This is a genomic window from Flavobacterium succinicans LMG 10402, from assembly GCF_000611675.1.
Lineage (GTDB): Bacteria > Bacteroidota > Bacteroidia > Flavobacteriales > Flavobacteriaceae > Flavobacterium > Flavobacterium succinicans.
In genome coordinates this window covers 279,949-296,852 of record NZ_JATV01000001.1, presented here as the reverse complement: position 1 = coordinate 296,852, position 16,904 = coordinate 279,949, and the positions used below count along the sequence as shown (strand labels likewise).

The window sequence follows — 16,904 nt, the reverse complement described above, 5'->3', positions numbered from 1 at the left end:
ACAAATTAAGTTCGCCTTTTTTACTATAAATTTGGCCTGTAAAACAATTAAAAAAATATTAATTATGAAAACGATTCAATCTTTATTTGCAGCCTTCCTTTTACTTGGACTGACTCAATCTGCTTTCGCACAAGGAATTGGCGTTCGCGCAGGATATAACTTCTCGAATGTAAGCGAGGGAAAATTAGGTAATACCTCTAATAGAGACGGATACTACGTAGGGCTTTACAAAGAAGTACCTCTTTTGGACAAATTGTTATATATCCAACCCGAGGTACAGTTTTCTAAGCAAGGTTTTAGTACTGCGGTATCTGACATTGATTTAAGCTACATTCAAGTACCTATTTTGGCAAAATTGTATGCTTTAAAAATTGTAAGCATTGAAACTGGCCCTCAATTTGGGTTCAAAGTAAGTGATGACATAAAAGGATTGGGCAATCCTGATTTTAAAACATTTGATGCCGCATGGGCTTTTGGAGCTTCGATCAATCTTCCTTTTGGGCTATCTGTCAACGCTAGATATATTAGTAGTTTTAATGAAGTTATTAAAAACAGTGATGCTAAAAATCAAGTATTTCAATTAGGTGCTGCTTTAACATTCTAATCACAAGTTTAAACATAAAAAAAGGCAATGTTCTACAAATAGAACATTGCCTTTTTTTATGCGTTTACTTATTAATATGCTTTTTGTTTTTCGAAAGTAGTCGTTAAGGAACGTTTTACTTTATCTATGGCTCCGTGAAAAGCTTTTTCAATAGTACTTGAGTGTTCGGTTACAGCAATGGGTTGACTATTAACTGGGCGTACTTCAATCAAGCAACGTTTATCATCGATTCCTGATTTGTTACTGTTTTCATCCCCAAAATGAACCTCAACTCGTGTTATTTTGTCTTCAAAACGACCAAGTGTTTTAGTAATTTCTCCAGAAAAATAAGCTTCTACTCTTTCGTGTCCTTCGATATGTTTGTCGGTGTTAATTTGAACTTTCATCGTTACTATATTTTTTGTTAGTACTCAAATATACCAAATAGAGAAGAAAAAAGCTACTGAATTAGCAAAAATTTAGGACATAAAAAACCAGAAAAAAACATTTCTATTTATCGTTAGCTTGTAGTCTTTTCACTGTTGCCTTTCGTGAAACCAATAAAGGTACCGCAACTCCTGTGGCTAAAACGATTAAAACAAATAAAGCAGTCAAACCATTATTTAATGCTTCAAAAAAAACTTTCGTGTACTCCGTTGGATCTTTCTCAGAAGTAAGTTTAATTACACCAATCATAGATTTATAAGCAAACAACCCAGGAATCATTGGGATAACCGCTGGAATTGAAAAAGTAACGGGAGGACATTTGAAATTATGGGCTGCAAAAACACTTAAAAAACCAATCAAGCTTGCGCCACAAAGTACCGCTAAGACTATACCGATTTCAAACTCTAACATAAAAAACTTCATCAGTCCACCTAAAGCTCCTATTAAATAAATGGGAAACAAAGCTCTTTTGGGCACATTGAACAACATACCAAAACCAAGTGCAGCACAACCCAACCAAATCCCTTTCTCTAATAATGCAAGTATATCCATGATTTAGAAATTATAAATTAACAATCCCATTAACAACCCTAATGCTATAGCAAACGCTATAATCAACACATTCATCCCTCTGGTAATTCCATTCAAAATATTCCCATCAATTAAATCTGCGACAGCATTCATCATAGGTACTCCGGGAATTAAAAATAAAACAGAAGTAGAAAATGCGTGTATATAAGTAAGCTGCGGATTAAAATAAAAATAAAACCCAGATACAATTGCGGCCGTAGCTGCTCCAAAAAACACACATAAATAGAAATTAAATTTCATTTTCATGGCTTCTTGTCTAACATAAAGCCCAGAGAACGAAGCCGTAAAGCAAGCTATCATCTCAATAAAATCTCCTCCGGATAGACGACAAAAAGAAGCTCCTGCTAAAGCTACCATTGTCAACACTAAAAATCTAGGATAAAGAGGCTTTCGATTTAAAGTGGTTAATTCTTGATTAACCCGTTCCACACTCCATTTTTCCAAAACAATACGCCAACTCATAATACTTATGTCTGAAATCAAATTGAAATTCAGATGCATGTTTGGCACCCATTTTACATTGGTAAACGTTTTATGCTTATCCTGATAATTCAAGGTGATCATCAAAGCATGATTGGTGATTAAAAGTTCTGAATCGCATCCAAAGGCACGTGCAATTCTACTAATAGTAACCTTAATTCGTTCGGTGTTGGCACCTGAGACCATTAACATCGACCCAATTTCTAGGAGCATCTCTCCCAACTCATATTTACTTACTTTTACTACTTCGTCCATGATTATTTAAATATAGAGTATCAAAATTACCTTATTTTGAAAGTCCTTTAAATAAACTTGCCTTTTATTTCACAAAATTAACAACCGCAATCGATAGAACATGAAAAACACAAGGAATTTATTAGTAAGATTTTAGTATATTTTTAACAATCAAAAAGGCGCTACAATTACTTGCAGCGCCTTTTTGAATCATTAATAGCTTGTACTTATTTCACTTCAACAGGAAATCGCACCTCAGCATCGGTTGCTCCACCAGCATTGGTAATATCGCCTGTAGCTACTCCAGCAGCATTTTTATTAGGTTCGTGTTTCAAAGTAACCACGATAGTTCCAGTTGTTGGAGTAGTTCCCGTTTTTAAGGTAAAAACTAAACCAATCGGCTTTCCATCCTCATCCAGATCGCCATAGGCAAAGGTACCGATAGCCGTTGGTGCTTGATAAAACAATTGATGCTCATCACCTTCTTCGAGAATTTCTTGAGTAATATTATCCGCTGGTGTAACACTTTCGTTTAAAAAAGTGGTCTTACCATTATAGGTTGTGTTGGCCGTTAAACTTCCTGACACCGTAACAACTGGCTTATTAGGCCCTTCTCCATCCAGATCTACCGATTTTAAGGTTATTACACTGCTACCAGCCGTTAGCGTTGTGGTTACTGTGGTGATTAATTCTTCTTCATTCACTTCTTCGGGATCGTCGTTGTTACAAGAAGAAAAAGAAAGGATTGTTACTATTGCTAAGGCTAAAAGTTTTAAATTTTTCATTGGATTGAATTTAATAATTGAATTTGATTTGAATTTGAAAATTTCGCCCAACTTCATCTGCAAAGAAGCGTTGGCGATTCAGATAATCTCTATACTTTGTATTGAATATATTTTGCACGGAAAAAGCAAGGGTCGTTTGGGTTTTAGGCAACCATTGCAGTTGCATTTCTGAATAAAAATGGAGCAAATGATAACCTGGAGGCGGTGTACTTATATCTAATATAGCTGGCTGTGAATTGTTATTAGCATCAATCAGGTTGACCTCAAAATTATTATTAGGAAATTGAGATTGTCTAAAAACCACTTCGCTTTTTAACTCTAGAACTAACTGGTTCCATTCTTTTTTTCTCCATTCGATAGTGTTAGTGAAATGAAAAGGAGGAATGTCAATTAGTGCCTCGTTGTTATCAAGATCGTTACCCTTAATGTAGGCCATAGTCAAACGATGTTGCCATTGCGGCGACAATGTCCAATTGGTTTGCACATCTACACCGCCCAAAAGAGCTTGCGTTTGCTGGTATTCCCAAACTGGGAAAGCGCCTCTAATAGTAGTCTCCGCACCGATGGGACGCAAAAAAATATAATTTTTCACTGTATGTACAAACGGATTGATGGATAATGAAAAGTCTTGCCATGATTTCTGTACCGTCGACGACAATTTAAGGGATTCCTCTTTTTTCAAAGACAAATCGCCTAATTCGATAACACCTGTTGAATGATGCAAACCATCGCTAAAAAACTCTGAAGGATTTGGGTTTCTAGTTGCCAAACTTAAGTTCGTGTACCATTCCAAATTTGTAGCGAAGGTCTTTTTAAACCCTACGCTGGCGGAGAAATTATGAAAAGTAAAACTTGGCTTAGCCAAAATTTGATTACCCTCTTCTTTGACTTCAAATTCAGGAAAAAGCGTATCATAGCCTCTTTCTTCCCATCTGGATTTAAGATAAAACTTAGCGGCATTGACACTTGAAAAATCATATCGTAAACCTGCATCCAAAACCAAACCATCAGACAAATCTACACTAGCCACACTGTATACTCCAGCATCTAGCTTTTCGTAATTCGGAATCAACGGACGAATACCTGTAGCTGGACTGGCAAAATTATTTTGAAATCCAGCACTTAGTCCTGACTTCAATTGCCAATCGTGATACGCTTTTTTGAAATCAACCGATAAATTATGACTGCTCAATTCCAAATCCAAGGCTGCGACATTTTTAAAATCGCCTCTACGCACATCAAACTCTAAACGCTTATTGAACTGAAAAGCATATTGAGCTGCCAATGACGCCGTTTCGTCAAAATAATAGTTATAATTTATTTTGGCCAAATGATGTTGAACTTGTTGTTTTGGATTATCAATAGCATAGGTAAAATCGTTGATTACCGACGGACGTAAATTATTGATGGAAGTATACAAATCATTGACACTTCCGGTATGAGACGCACTCAAAATTCCAATAGTGGTTTGATACAAACTATAATAGGCCGACACAAAATAATTATCGGCTGTGTATTTTATATCTCCCGTGAAATTACCTTCTCTGTTACCTGTATTTGACAAAACATAATTTGGTGCCTGACGATCTCCCATGTATTTGAAGGTTGCCAATGCGTTCCAACTCCATCCCAACTCATTGCCTTTGTGAACGCTAGTCGTTACTGATCCGCCACGACCGTTCGAAGCAAAATTGAACATGGTTCTACCAAATAAGGTGTCTTTTTTGACTTGCATAGGTTCAATAATGACCAATCCACCCACGGCATCGCCTCCATATTGCAAACCCGAAGCGCCTTTAATGACACTAATTTTTGCTGCCGCATTCACATCAAAATTAGGGGCGTGCTCCGCTCCCCATTCTTGATCTTGCATCCTAACATTATTATTGATAATGGGGACTCTACTTCCAAACATACCGTTAACTATAGGTTTAACCACAGTACTTCCGGTTTTTAGTCCGGAGACTCCAGCTACTTCTTGTAACACATCGCCCAATGATTGGTTGCTAAACTTTTCAATCGTAGCACCTTTTACTTTTTGTTCAACCGATGATGCGTTGGCGCCACTATTCTTTTGTTGTACCAATACTTCATACAAAGCCTCGGTATTTTGTTTCATTACAAAATTAAATTGCGCATCGGCAGTAACATTGATCAAAGTATCTATCGTTTGATAGCCGACATAGGACACTGAAACTTTCAACTTACCCGAAGGCAAATCTTTAATTTCATACAATCCTTTTTTGTTGGTGTTTACCGTTTTATTACCAATATGTACGTGACAGCCCTCAAGGCTTTTTTTCGTTTCAGTAGTAATGGTACCGCTGACTTTGTTTTGTGAAAAAACAACAGCAGTAAACCAAAAGAACATGAAAACGCTATAGCTTTTTGCTTGCATTTTTATATCCAAAAAATTAAAATAAGAGAGATTAAAATCATTTTCAAGAACTGAAAATGACGCAATAAAAACTATGCTTGCGGGGGCGCGCGTAAAGCAAATAGACTTCCCGAATAGCAAACTACTTTGGAAGCTACATAAAACGACACCTCATTCGGTATCGTTATGATGGTATCCGTATCCCAAAAAAGAAGGGAAACTGGCAAAAAACTACTAATAGAAAAGGCGCATACCGTACAAGACTCTGTATAATGATGCGCATGTGTAATTTGCTTTGTAGAAGGATCGCTATCATGATGACACACCACCACATTCAACTGCTCCAATAAATGGGAATAGCTGTGCTTGGTTTGAAAAACCATAGTTGCCAATAAAATCAGCAAAAGGATTCGTGATATGAAAGCTTTGTTTTTCATGAACTGCAAATGTAAAGAAAACAATTGAAAAAGTTACTTTAAAAAAAAACACCCTCGCTCCAAACACTTTAGCGATACAACAGCACCCGAAACAAGGCCTTGATGAAAGGCATTTTAGGACACTTCCAAATCACTTGTAGGTCTTCGATCAAAGTAGTGTCTTCGTCTAAAAATTTAAAAATCAAACTAGGTGTTCCTTTTTGAAATAATTTCGAAAAAATATGACTACCTATGGCATTATTCCGATGCAAGATATCTAACAGCAACAGATCATACCACCAAAATTTGTTGCGTTTTCCAAACAAAGTAAATGGCTGTTCATTTTGCAAAAAAGCCACCAAAGCCTCCGATTTTTTGTCTGCATTTTTAAAAGTGTAGCCCGTGCTGGCTTTGGTCCAACCTCCAGCGGTACCGATGTGTAACACATTTTTAGTATTCCATTTCCAAAACGGATAGCTGGTCATTGGAATACTGCCTTGCTCCTTTTCAATAATAGTGTAATCGGTAACTCCCAATTGCGCAAGGTACTTTTGTATTTCTGCTTCATATTCTTGTTTCGGCAACAATTGTGACGAAAAAAGCGTATACTCCACCAACGCCTGATGGGCAGTAGTTGGCAACACATACATAAAACGAGTATTGTCTTTTTGTGCTACCGAAAAATCCATAAAAGTAGGTTTTTCGGGTATAAAAACAGCTTCTTTGGTTTGTACTACCCATCCAATAAAATGCTGTTGCAACACCGGATACTTTTGCTGTTTGGCTACAAGTTCAGGATGGTAGATACTATTAAACAAGCGCTTTCCGTAATAAACCGTTTGGTTAGTTTTGACAAAAATTTGCTGCTCGGTTTCTTCAATGGCAACTACTTTTTCGGATACGAAAGTTACATTGGAGTGTTGACGCAAACTAGACAAAACCTGTTGGTAGAAATCGATTCCACGAATCATTTGGTATTGGTAAGGCGACAAAACCAAATCACGATCAAACGATTGACAGCCAAAATGAGCTACGTCCCAATGTTTTGACACCGAAGGCTCCCACTGCGTTGGCTCCGTAGACCAAAAACACCAAGTTCGATCATTGCTGTCTTTGGGTTGTTCATCGAGCAACAAAATGGTTTTTTGAGCAAAAAAAGGCAATTGCACCATTTTGTATACTGTCATCAAAGCGGCTAGCCCTGTTCCTGCAAAAATATAATCGTAATTGTGTGACTCGTTTTGTACCATGCGTCAAAAATAAAGAATTATACACTACCTAACGAGCATTTATCATAATTGCCATTCCTTTACTCTTGGATTAATTGTAAAAAAAAGCGCTACTAATCTGTGCTTATCTGAGAAACCGATAGCTTTAAAACACAACATCAAATTTTAACCATTATTAGCTTCTTGTTGCTCATAACAACGATTTACGAGTACAAGAAACATCCTAACGTTAAAAATTCTTTTTCTTAGACAAAAATCATAGTAAAGTTAGTATTTTTGAATTTTACTAATAAATAATTTGGTTGTCATGAAATATCATCAAATAAACAGTGGGCTTTTTGTAAAAAACAGAGAAAAATTCACTGCTCAAATGAAACCGAAAAGCGTAGCGGTTTTTAATTCAAACGACATATATCCTGTTTCTGCCGATAGCACTTTACCTTTTGCACAACATAGAGATATTTTCTATTTATCCGGTGTAGATCAAGAAGAAAGCATTTTGTTATTATTCCCAGATGCGCCTTACGAGCACTTAAAAGAAATCCTTTTCTTGAGAGAAACCAATGAGCACATTGCGATTTGGGAAGGCGAAAAACTAACCAAAGAACGTGCGTTTCAGGTATCAGGAATCAAAACAGTTTTTTGGCTACAAGATTTTGACAAAACCTTGAAAGAAATTATGATGTATGCCGAAGTGATGTACATCAACACCAACGAACACTATCGTTCAGCCGTAGAAACCGAAACTCGCGAAGACCGTTTTATCAAAAAATGGAAAGCGCAATATCCAGCGCATACCGTAGCCAAAAGCAACCCAATTTTGCAACGCATTCGCTCCATAAAAGAAACCGAAGAAATCGATTTAATCCAACAAGCGTGTAACATCACCGAAAAAGGGTTCCGTCGTTTGCTTTCGTTTGTGAAGCCTAACGTAATGGAATATGAGGTAGAAGCCGAATTGATTCACGAGTTCGTTCGCAACCGTTCTAAAGGGTTTGCCTACACACCCATTATCGCTTCTGGAAATAATGCCAATGTATTGCATTACATCGAAAACAACCAACAATGCAAAGCGGGCGACTTGCTTTTACTAGATGTAGCGGCAGAGTACGCCAATTATTCAAGCGATTTAACCCGTACCATACCCGTTTCTGGTCGCTATTCTGAAAGACAAAAAGCCGTGTACAACGCAGTTCTTCGTGTGAAAAACGAAGCTACAAAAATGCTTACTCCGGGTACCCTTTGGAAACAATACCACGTAGAAGTGGGCAAAATTATGACTTCTGAATTATTAGGTTTAGGTCTGATTGACAAAGCCGACGTTCAAAACGAAAATCCTGATTGGCCAGCTTACAAAAAATATTTTATGCACGGGACTTCGCACCATATGGGACTCGACACACACGATTACGGATTGCTCCACGAACCAATGGAAGCCAATATGGTGTTTACCGTAGAACCTGGAATTTATATTCCTGCCGAAGGTTTCGGTATCCGAATTGAAGACGATGTGGTGATTCAAAAATCAGGAGAACCGTTCAATTTGATGCGTAACATTCCGATTGAAGCAGACGAAATCGAAAGCTTAATGAACGCATAAAAATAGAACACGTATTACACTAATTCTCGCGAAAAAGTAGAATTCAAAATAAATACAACTAACGGCATCTGTTCTGGATGCCGTTTTTTTTATGCCCAAAAATGTAACATTTCAATTTAACCACTTACTAATTCCTTAAACCCTAAAACACAAAATCATGATAGCACACGAAATAGATTACCATATTTATGGCGAAGAAATGCAATATGTAGAAATAGAACTCGACCCACAAGAAATTGTCATTGCCGAGGCGGGAAGTTTTATGATGATGGACAATGGCATCCAAATGGAAACCATTTTCGGAGACGGTTCCCAACAACAAACGGGTTTGTTTGGCAAATTACTAAGCGCAGGAAAAAGAGTTTTAACAGGTGAAAGTCTGTTCATGACCGCCTTTATCAATCAAAATTACAACAAAAGCAAAGTCTCCTTTGCCTCACCTTATCCCGGAAAAATCATTCCAATTGATTTGAGACAATTTCGCGGAAAATTCATTTGCCAAAAGAACGCATTCCTTTGCGCTGCCAAAGGCGTAGCCGTTGGTATTGAATTCTCCAAAAAGTTAGGCACAGGCCTTTTTGGTGGCGAAGGTTTCATTATGCAAAAACTAGAAGGTGACGGAATGGCTTTCGTACATTCAGGCGGAACTTTAGCCAAAAAAGAATTACAACCTGGCGAAATCCTAAAAGTAGACACCGGCTGTATCGTAGGTTTCACCCAAGATGTCGATTATGATATCGAGTTTATTGGCGGCATCAAAAACTCTCTTTTTGGTGGCGAAGGCTTGTTTTACGCGACTTTGCGTGGCCCTGGAACAGTGTACATTCAGTCGCTTCCGTTCTCTAGATTGGCCGACCGTATCATTGCTTCAGCCCCAAGAGCTGGCGGCAATAGCCGTGAAGAAGGCAGCCTTTTAGGCGGACTCGGCAATCTTCTAGACGGCGATAACCGCTTCTAATAACAGAAAAATTTCAAAAACACCTTACCCCAAAAGACACCAATTTTGGGGTGTTTTTTTAGGAGCAATAGGCATCGGGATTTTTTATAAACATCGTCCCGCTTTCCGCTACAATCTTTTTTTACACCTAACAGGTTTTAGAAACCTGTCAGGTGTAAAAAAAGGATTTCCACTGCAATCGGGGCTAAAAACCAACATTTGGCTTTATTAAGTTACATTTTGAATTCAAAAAAGTCGAAAAACCATCTTTAAAACAAAATCTGAATTATAGGTATTTACTTTATTAAAGGAAGTTGAATTTGAGGCAAAAGCTTACAAAGAGTTTTGTTAACTATTTTTTCTCTCATCAATTTCTTTTTATTAAAATGTCGAGATATGTTTTGAATAATCTCAGTATAATTATCCGAACCATCATCCTTTTGATGATAGTAAACCTTAATCGACCTACAATTAGTATGTTCAAAAATAGTATTCAACAGCGTTCTATCAGACAAACCACAAGAATGGCCAAGAATTACAACTTGAAATTTATTAGTATCAATAAAATCCAATAGTTTTTTATAATTAGAATTTTGTAAATATTGAAAAGATTTGAAGTTTTTTAAATATTCATTATCATCCAAATTTTCAATTCTCTTATAATCATCATCCATTTCATCACCAAAACCAAAATTAACCAAATTATTTCTGTCATTTAATCGCCCATGTATCTGAATATTTGTGAAATCACCAAATTCCCGATAAGCTTTATGCTCCTTAGTTTCCTTTATGTATTTATCAATAGTTCTTGTGTAATTAAAATTCAAAAAATAATTCAAAACATTCTTACCTTCCTCTAAATCTGGATTATATTTAGTATAAAACTCTTCCAATTCATTGTAATCCTCTTTACTAAATTCCAAAGCATATTTATTAAGTGCGCTTTCAATTTTGAATAAATTAACAATATCAGGAATTACGTTTATGGCTTCTACTTTTTCTTCAAGATAAGCTTCTAAGAGATTTTTAACTTGTTCAAATTCCTCATTCAATCGCTTAACCCCATATGGATAATTATATTGGACTTTACTATTACTATTCAAAATACTTTTTAAAATATTGTAATATAAATTCTCAATATCAACCCAATTCTCTGAATTCATCTCGGTAATAATTTTAAAAAAAATATTGTTAAATTGAAAAACAACCTTATTCCCATCTCTACAAATTAATCCTTGTAGATTAAAGCTATATCCATACTCATTTGAGTAATCTCTTAAATTATCCTTCAAATCATTAAAATTCTTAATAATTGTATACCCCTCGTAATATCTAGTATAACCATCATCAGTAAGAATCATATTTTTGTACTTCTCACTTTTACATCTTGCTCGGAAATTTCTCCAAAAATCATCTATAAAATGCTTATACGAAGTTGGTAATCCATGAGCCAAATCAAATCCGTTTCCAATTATAAAAAGTCTATTCATATTCAAAAAATGCGTTTCTCAAATATAGGCTTTTTGGTATTTGAACTTTAGTTTTTGCCTTCATTTATTACCGTAGACTAAGGAACAATTTTCTAAAAAAGGCTTAGTTCTATTAATTACTGTGTTTTGTTAGGAATTGCAGTGGAAATCCTTTTTGAGGCTTTTTCTGCCTCAAAAAGATTGCAACGTAAAGCCCGACCCTTGTGGTAACGCCCAAATCATGAGATTTAAAATTTGTAGTTTCTTGTCGTTTTGAGCAAAAAAAATACCCCAAACTAGATTGTTCGGGGTATTGTATTGGGGAATATAAAAACTTGACGAATTTTAAAATCTATTCTTTAAAAGCATTCCAGCCTCTAGCTTTCAATTCAATTTTAGTGTTGGCGCGTGTTACCAAGTGAATGCCTTCGTTGGCTTCGGTCATGTGGCCAATAATGGTAAAGTTGGGATTGCCTTTAATTTTGTCAAAATCCGTAATTGGAATAGTGAACAGCAATTCGTAATCTTCGCCTCCATTGATGGCAATGGTGGTACTGTCGATGTTGAATTCTTCGCACACGGAGATAAGTTGTGGATCCAATGGCAATTTGTCTTCATACAAATTACAACCTACCTTGGACTGTTTGCACAAATGCATGATTTCGGAAGAAATGCCATCCGAAACATCAATCATCGCTGTAGGTTTGATCTCTAGCGCATGCAATAATGTTCGGACATCCGTTCGTGCTTCGGGTTTGAGTTGTCGTTCAATCAAATACGTATAAGCGTCTAAATCGGGTTGCGAATTGGGGTTGACTTGGAACACTTGCTTCTCGCGCTCTAGCACTTGTAAGCCCATGTAGGCTGCGCCAATATCGCCTGTTACCACTAGCAAATCGGTGGCAGTAGCTCCATTTCGGTATACAATTTCATTTTCATCGGCCTCGCCTAATGCCGTAATACTGATAATCATTCCTTTTTGAGACGAAGTGGTATCTCCTCCAACCACATCTACTTTGTACTCTTGGGCAGCACGGGCAATTCCGTCATACAATTCTTCCAAAGCCTCTAAAGGAAAACGATTGGACACGGCTACCGAAACTGTAATTTGGGTAGGTTTGGCGTTCATGGCACAAATGTCGGATAGATTGACCACTACGGCTTTGTATCCTAAATGTTTTAGAGGCATATAGGCCAAATCAAAATGCACGCCTTCAATCAACAAATCGGTAGATACTAGTGTTTTTCGAGTGCCAAAATCTAAAACGGCTGCATCGTCACCAATTCCTTTTACAGTAGAGTCTTGCGTAATTTCGAATTTTTGGGTTAAGTGATCGATTAATCCAAATTCTCCTAACTGATCAATACTAGTGCGTTGTGGGTTTTTATCTTCAATCATGTTCAACTATTATTTTAAAAAAAGCAAAGGTACGAAGATGTTGCACTAATTTCAGTGGCTATTGCAAGGGTTTATGCAACTAATCGTTTTTCTTTGGTTGCAACAGCGTTTATCGTTTCATACTAAAATGCGCTTTAAACACTTGTTGTTCTCCATTTAAAAGATACGTTACTTGAAACCAATAATCGGTCGATGGCAAGGGCTGGCCGTTGTAATTCCCATCCCATCCTGCACTTGAGGGTTTGATTTCTTTTATGAATTTTCCGTAGCGATCAAAGATTTGAATAACCGCATCGGGTTGAAATGCCAAATCCAAGATGTTCCAAGTATCATTAAAACCATCATTATTGGGAGTGAAAAATTTTGGATATTTCAACACATTGGCTACTAAAATACGATCGTCACAGCCTCCTTTGACGTCTTTGATGGTAACGGTATGGGCTCCCGAATCAACATCATAAAAAACTGTTCCTGTTTGAAAATTGCCATCGTCTAGTTTAAATTCATAGTTGCCCAATCCATTGGTTACTGTTACTATAATATCGATAGTATTGGTAAAAGCATTAGACACCGTCAAGGTGGCTTCGGCTGGGCTAGACTTCTCGACGGTATACGTCACGGGATTAAAACCACAATCAGCGCCAACACTTGGACTTATTTTTTGGCTTTGCATGGTATACACTCCTTCTTGAGTTGTTGAATAATCAACGCCCGAACCCACTTTTGCCCCTGACAGATACCAATCCACATTATAGTCATTCGGATCTAATCCTGAGGTCAACAAAGCGGGTTGTAATACATTGTCCGACTGAAAATCAACACAAACAAAAGCCCGCTGAGGCGCTAGATCTTTTAAAGGAAATACTGTGATTTCAAAAAAAACCTCTGAGAAACAGTTGGGATTCGTCGCAGCAGCAGCGTAAATATACATTTGTTGACTTGCTCTAATCACGTCACCAGCCTGATACGATGTACCTCCTTTATTTGCATTTGAATAATAAGCCCCAAGACTCAAAGGTGGTAAAACATAGCTAGCACAAGCCGTAACATTTGCTACAGGCTGAAATATAGGAGTTGTCGAAATATTCACCATGAATGAGGTTTCACTCGTGCAAGTGATCCGATTACCCACCTCAGCAAAAACATATATTTTTTGTGTGGTGTTCAAAACGGTACCCACCGCAATTGGGTCTTTACCATTTGGGCTTAAAAAATACCCTCCGACAGTTAAAGACGGTAAGGTATAACTATCACAAGCATTGACATCAGCGAATGTTCCTACATCCACTTGTTTGATATTAATCTTAAAAAAAGATTCATTATCACATGCACTAAAATCGCTCCATTCATTGTAGATAAAAAGTGTTTGCGAAGTAGTAATCACTGTACCCTCTGTAAGCATAGTACCTACTCCTTTACTACCTCCAGTAGCTGTGTAATAGTTACCGTTGGCTAATCTGGGTAATGTAAAACTTGTACAAGAAATTATATCGGTGAAATTATCAACAATAGGACGTGGTCTAATCTCAATGGCAAAAGCATGTTCGTTGTTGCAATCTGGACTGGAAGCAAAAACATACAACCTTTGATTTTGTGTAATAGGAGTTCCTGCTTGTACTTGGTTTCCTCTTCCGTTGGGTAAGGTGTAATAGTTTCCATTGGTTAAAGCTGGCAAAATATATTCTTCACAAGCCAACACATCATTAGGTGTATCAATGAAGGGCAAGGGTTTTATAGTGATGTCAATATTGATGGTATCGGTACAATTGGGCGTAGTGGTAGTAGTTGCAAAAAAATAAACCGTTTGAGAAGTGACAATTTGGGTTCCAGCAAGAATGGCATTGCCTTGACCTCTGGGCTGATCATAATATCCTCCAACTGAAAGAGGAGGCAAGGTATACCCTCCACAACGGCTAACCGGTCCAAATACGGAGGGATCAATAATTACAATTCTGAATGAGGTTTCATTAGAACATTGTCCATCGTTAGCAAATATGTAAATGGTTTGAGTTGAAGTGATAGTGGTTCCTGAGGACAAAATTGTTCCGTTTCCACCCGGTTGTGTGTAATAGTTTCCATTTATTATGGTAGGCAATACATACGAATTGCAGGTTACCACATCTGCTAATTGCTCCACAAGCGGCAGTGGAAAGACGGTAATGGCCACCGCTTCATCTCTACAAACAATTCCATTAACTACAGCATAGTAAAAAATAGTTTGACTTGTATTCAAAACGGTTCCTGCGGGCAAAAGGCTTCCTCCACCTCCCGCTTGAGTATAAAAGTCACCCACAAGTACATCTGGAACAACATATCTCCCACACCCTTCTCTCAAAAAAGACAAATCATATACCAAAGTGACCATAAATGAAGTTTCATTACTACAAATAGAATTGGGTGACGGATCGTTGTATATATAATAAGTCCCCGATGCAGTGATCACATCGCCAATATTGAGTTGTGTTCCTGTAGCATTTGGACCTGTATAGTACTTTCCATTGGTAATACTCGGTAATGTATAGCTATCGCAGGCAATGACATCCGCTAACCGATCCACATTCGCCAAGGGAATAGCAATGACATCAAAGGTTACTGTGGCATAGCATCTGGACTCATTGTTGCTTTCTACACGTACCCAAATAGCAAGGGGTGATCTAGCCAACGTCATGATAAAATTTCTGGGATTACTAATGCTATTGGTTTTATTGTTGGCGTCGATTAAATTAAAATAATAGGACAACGTATAGTCGCTTGCAGGTAATCCATTTAAAATACTACTAGCATTAGTGGTCAAATCAACGGGGATTCGTCCATTTGCAGTATCGCACACTTTAATCTCAGGCGGATTGATAATATTTAGTGGAGCTGTAATTTGTAGTTCAAACGAAACCAAATCATTACAAAGTGTGTTATTGGTAATATGAATTGGTTTGATGTATATCGTTTTGTTGGCTGAAGTGATATAGTTGGTCCATTGGTTAGCTGGAATTGCAGGTCCGTTGGCATTGGCATTAGCCAAGGAGTCAAAATACAAAAGCGAATAAGCCGCAGGATCTAATCCTAATGCAGCAGCATTATTTTGAGTTAAATCGAAAGGGTAACTTGTACTGGCATTATAGCAATTAATCAAGTCTTTTGGAGGAAGTAAAGCCAATTCGAAAACAGTCACTTCATCTTGTATAACACATCCCGAAAGAGTCGCTGTAACGCCATAGGTTCCCGCTTGAGTTACGGTCAAAGTGGCACTAGTCTCGCCTGTTAGTTCAGCACCATTTAATGTCCATTTATAATTATAATTTCCAACTAAATCCGACTGAAGCAGTAGTTGCTCTCCTTTGCAAAGGATTTGATCTGGCCCTAAGTTCATCGATGTTTTAAAACTACCGCCTTTAATAAAAACTGCCGAATCATAATTGCTATCGTTGTAATCGCCTATGGCTAATTTAATTTGATACGTCCGATTCGGAACTACAGTTGCTGAGGCGGTTAACACCTTGGTTTCGCCTCGCATATTCATTAAAGAAGTAGTAGAATTACCAACATTATAATTATCAAAAAAAGAAGCATTGGCCGAAACACAAGAGGAATTGTACCGATTATCACGAATATTTAAAACGGACACCGCCTGATTTGTTTGGGGAAGTACGGCCAAATTAGTGGAAATACCAGTAGTAAGATCCGTCAATATAAAACCAAAAACATCGCTAAAACCACATTGAAACTCGCCATATTCGTTAGACGCAAACAAAAAATCAAAACTAAAATTACTGGACACTGGTGTAAAATCAAATTGAATAAAACTCACATCTGTAATAGGTGTAATTTGCCCGTTGCTATTACTAATCGTTTGCAAATCTGGATCACCATTGGTATTTAACTGACTACTCTCGTTGACGCCAGTATACGTTCCCTCGGTGTGCTTAGCGATTCCATTTCTAATAATAATACCCTCTTGAAACGGAAAATTAGGGTTTGAACTTATAAACTTCCCGATCCCTAAACGTGATGAAAATTTGAAGTTGCTCTCCTCAGCGCAAGCATTTTGCAACAATTCATTTCTAACCAATTCAGGAATACTCAAAGTTGTAGTATCCACAACAATGCCCTGCGACCAAGAGTGTGCCGAACAAAATAATAAAACAAGAAATAGAGCTTTTCTCATCATTCTGAATGTTTTATTTGGGTTAGACAAATATACAAATCAAAACGTTAAAAAATTGAAAATCAACATTTTGAGCTTAAACAAGTTTAACAATAAGGTCCTTTCCCACCCACAATACTGAAAATCAGAAAGCAATTCACTGCAAAATAACAGTAGTACCTAGCGCATCGCATCAAAATTGATTAAATTGCAACG

Annotated in this window: 13 protein-coding genes; 3 read left to right on the top strand and 10 right to left on the bottom strand. The window is 37.2% G+C overall.

Annotated elements, in window-relative coordinates:
• The first annotated feature begins 64 nt into the window (after window positions 1-64).
• The gene (locus tag AO58_RS0101260; protein ID WP_024979979.1) at window positions 65-604 is read left to right on the top strand and encodes a porin family protein; all 540 of its coding nucleotides are present in this window, start codon (window positions 65-67) and stop codon (window positions 602-604) included.
• Window positions 605-675: 71 nt separating this feature from the next.
• Here AO58_RS0101260 and AO58_RS0101255 read toward each other — a convergent pair whose 3' ends face one another.
• From AO58_RS0101255 to AO58_RS0101225, 7 genes are all read right to left on the bottom strand, one after another.
• Window positions 676-990: an HPF/RaiA family ribosome-associated protein gene (locus AO58_RS0101255; protein WP_024979978.1), complete on the bottom strand. Its 315-nt coding sequence runs from the start codon at window positions 988-990 to the stop codon at window positions 676-678.
• Window positions 991-1,093: 103 nt separating this feature from the next.
• The gene (locus AO58_RS0101250; RefSeq protein ID WP_024979977.1) at window positions 1,094-1,582 is read right to left on the bottom strand and encodes a threonine/serine exporter family protein; all 489 of its coding nucleotides are present in this window, start codon (window positions 1,580-1,582) and stop codon (window positions 1,094-1,096) included.
• A 3-nt stretch (window positions 1,583-1,585) separates the two neighbouring features.
• The gene (locus tag AO58_RS0101245) at window positions 1,586-2,356 is read right to left on the bottom strand and encodes a threonine/serine exporter family protein (protein ID WP_024979976.1); all 771 of its coding nucleotides are present in this window, start codon (window positions 2,354-2,356) and stop codon (window positions 1,586-1,588) included.
• Window positions 2,357-2,562: 206 nt separating this feature from the next.
• A complete protein-coding gene (locus AO58_RS0101240) occupies window positions 2,563-3,120 on the bottom strand; it encodes a hypothetical protein (protein ID WP_024979975.1) in 558 nt (185 codons plus the stop codon).
• Between the two features lie 10 nt (window positions 3,121-3,130).
• Entirely contained in the window at window positions 3,131-5,518 is a 2,388-nt protein-coding gene (locus tag AO58_RS0101235; RefSeq protein WP_024979974.1) for a TonB-dependent receptor, read from the bottom strand.
• A 71-nt stretch (window positions 5,519-5,589) separates the two neighbouring features.
• Window positions 5,590-5,934 (bottom strand): hypothetical protein, encoded by a 345-nt coding sequence (locus AO58_RS0101230; RefSeq protein WP_024979973.1) that lies wholly within the window; start codon window positions 5,932-5,934, stop codon window positions 5,590-5,592.
• A gap of 68 nt (window positions 5,935-6,002) precedes the next feature.
• A complete protein-coding gene (locus AO58_RS0101225; protein WP_024979972.1) occupies window positions 6,003-7,163 on the bottom strand; it encodes a lycopene cyclase family protein in 1,161 nt (386 codons plus the stop codon).
• Between the two features lie 286 nt (window positions 7,164-7,449).
• On the opposite strand from AO58_RS0101225, the gene AO58_RS0101220 reads away from it, so the two are divergent.
• Both AO58_RS0101220 and AO58_RS0101215 read left to right on the top strand, forming a co-directional pair.
• Window positions 7,450-8,742: an aminopeptidase P family protein gene (locus AO58_RS0101220; protein WP_024979971.1), complete on the top strand. Its 1,293-nt coding sequence runs from the start codon at window positions 7,450-7,452 to the stop codon at window positions 8,740-8,742.
• Between the two features lie 157 nt (window positions 8,743-8,899).
• Window positions 8,900-9,700: a TIGR00266 family protein gene (locus AO58_RS0101215; protein ID WP_024979970.1), complete on the top strand. Its 801-nt coding sequence runs from the start codon at window positions 8,900-8,902 to the stop codon at window positions 9,698-9,700.
• 275 nt (window positions 9,701-9,975) lie between these two features.
• Here the strand turns inward: AO58_RS0101215 and AO58_RS17495 are convergent, their stop codons facing one another.
• The 3 genes from AO58_RS17495 to AO58_RS0101200 all read right to left on the bottom strand — a co-directional run bounded on the left by AO58_RS17495 (window position 9,976) and on the right by AO58_RS0101200 (window position 16,712).
• Window positions 9,976-11,169 carry an AbiH family protein gene (locus AO58_RS17495; protein ID WP_024979969.1) on the bottom strand — a complete coding sequence of 398 codons (1,194 nt, stop codon included), beginning with the start codon at window positions 11,167-11,169 and terminating at the stop codon, window positions 9,976-9,978.
• 331 nt (window positions 11,170-11,500) lie between these two features.
• Entirely contained in the window at window positions 11,501-12,547 is a 1,047-nt protein-coding gene (gene thiL, locus AO58_RS0101205) for a thiamine-phosphate kinase (protein ID WP_024979968.1), read from the bottom strand.
• Between the two features lie 109 nt (window positions 12,548-12,656).
• Window positions 12,657-16,712, bottom strand: a complete 4,056-nt coding sequence (locus AO58_RS0101200) for a T9SS type B sorting domain-containing protein (RefSeq protein WP_024979967.1) — start codon at window positions 16,710-16,712, stop codon at window positions 12,657-12,659.
• Between the last annotated feature and the right edge of the window lie 192 nt (window positions 16,713-16,904).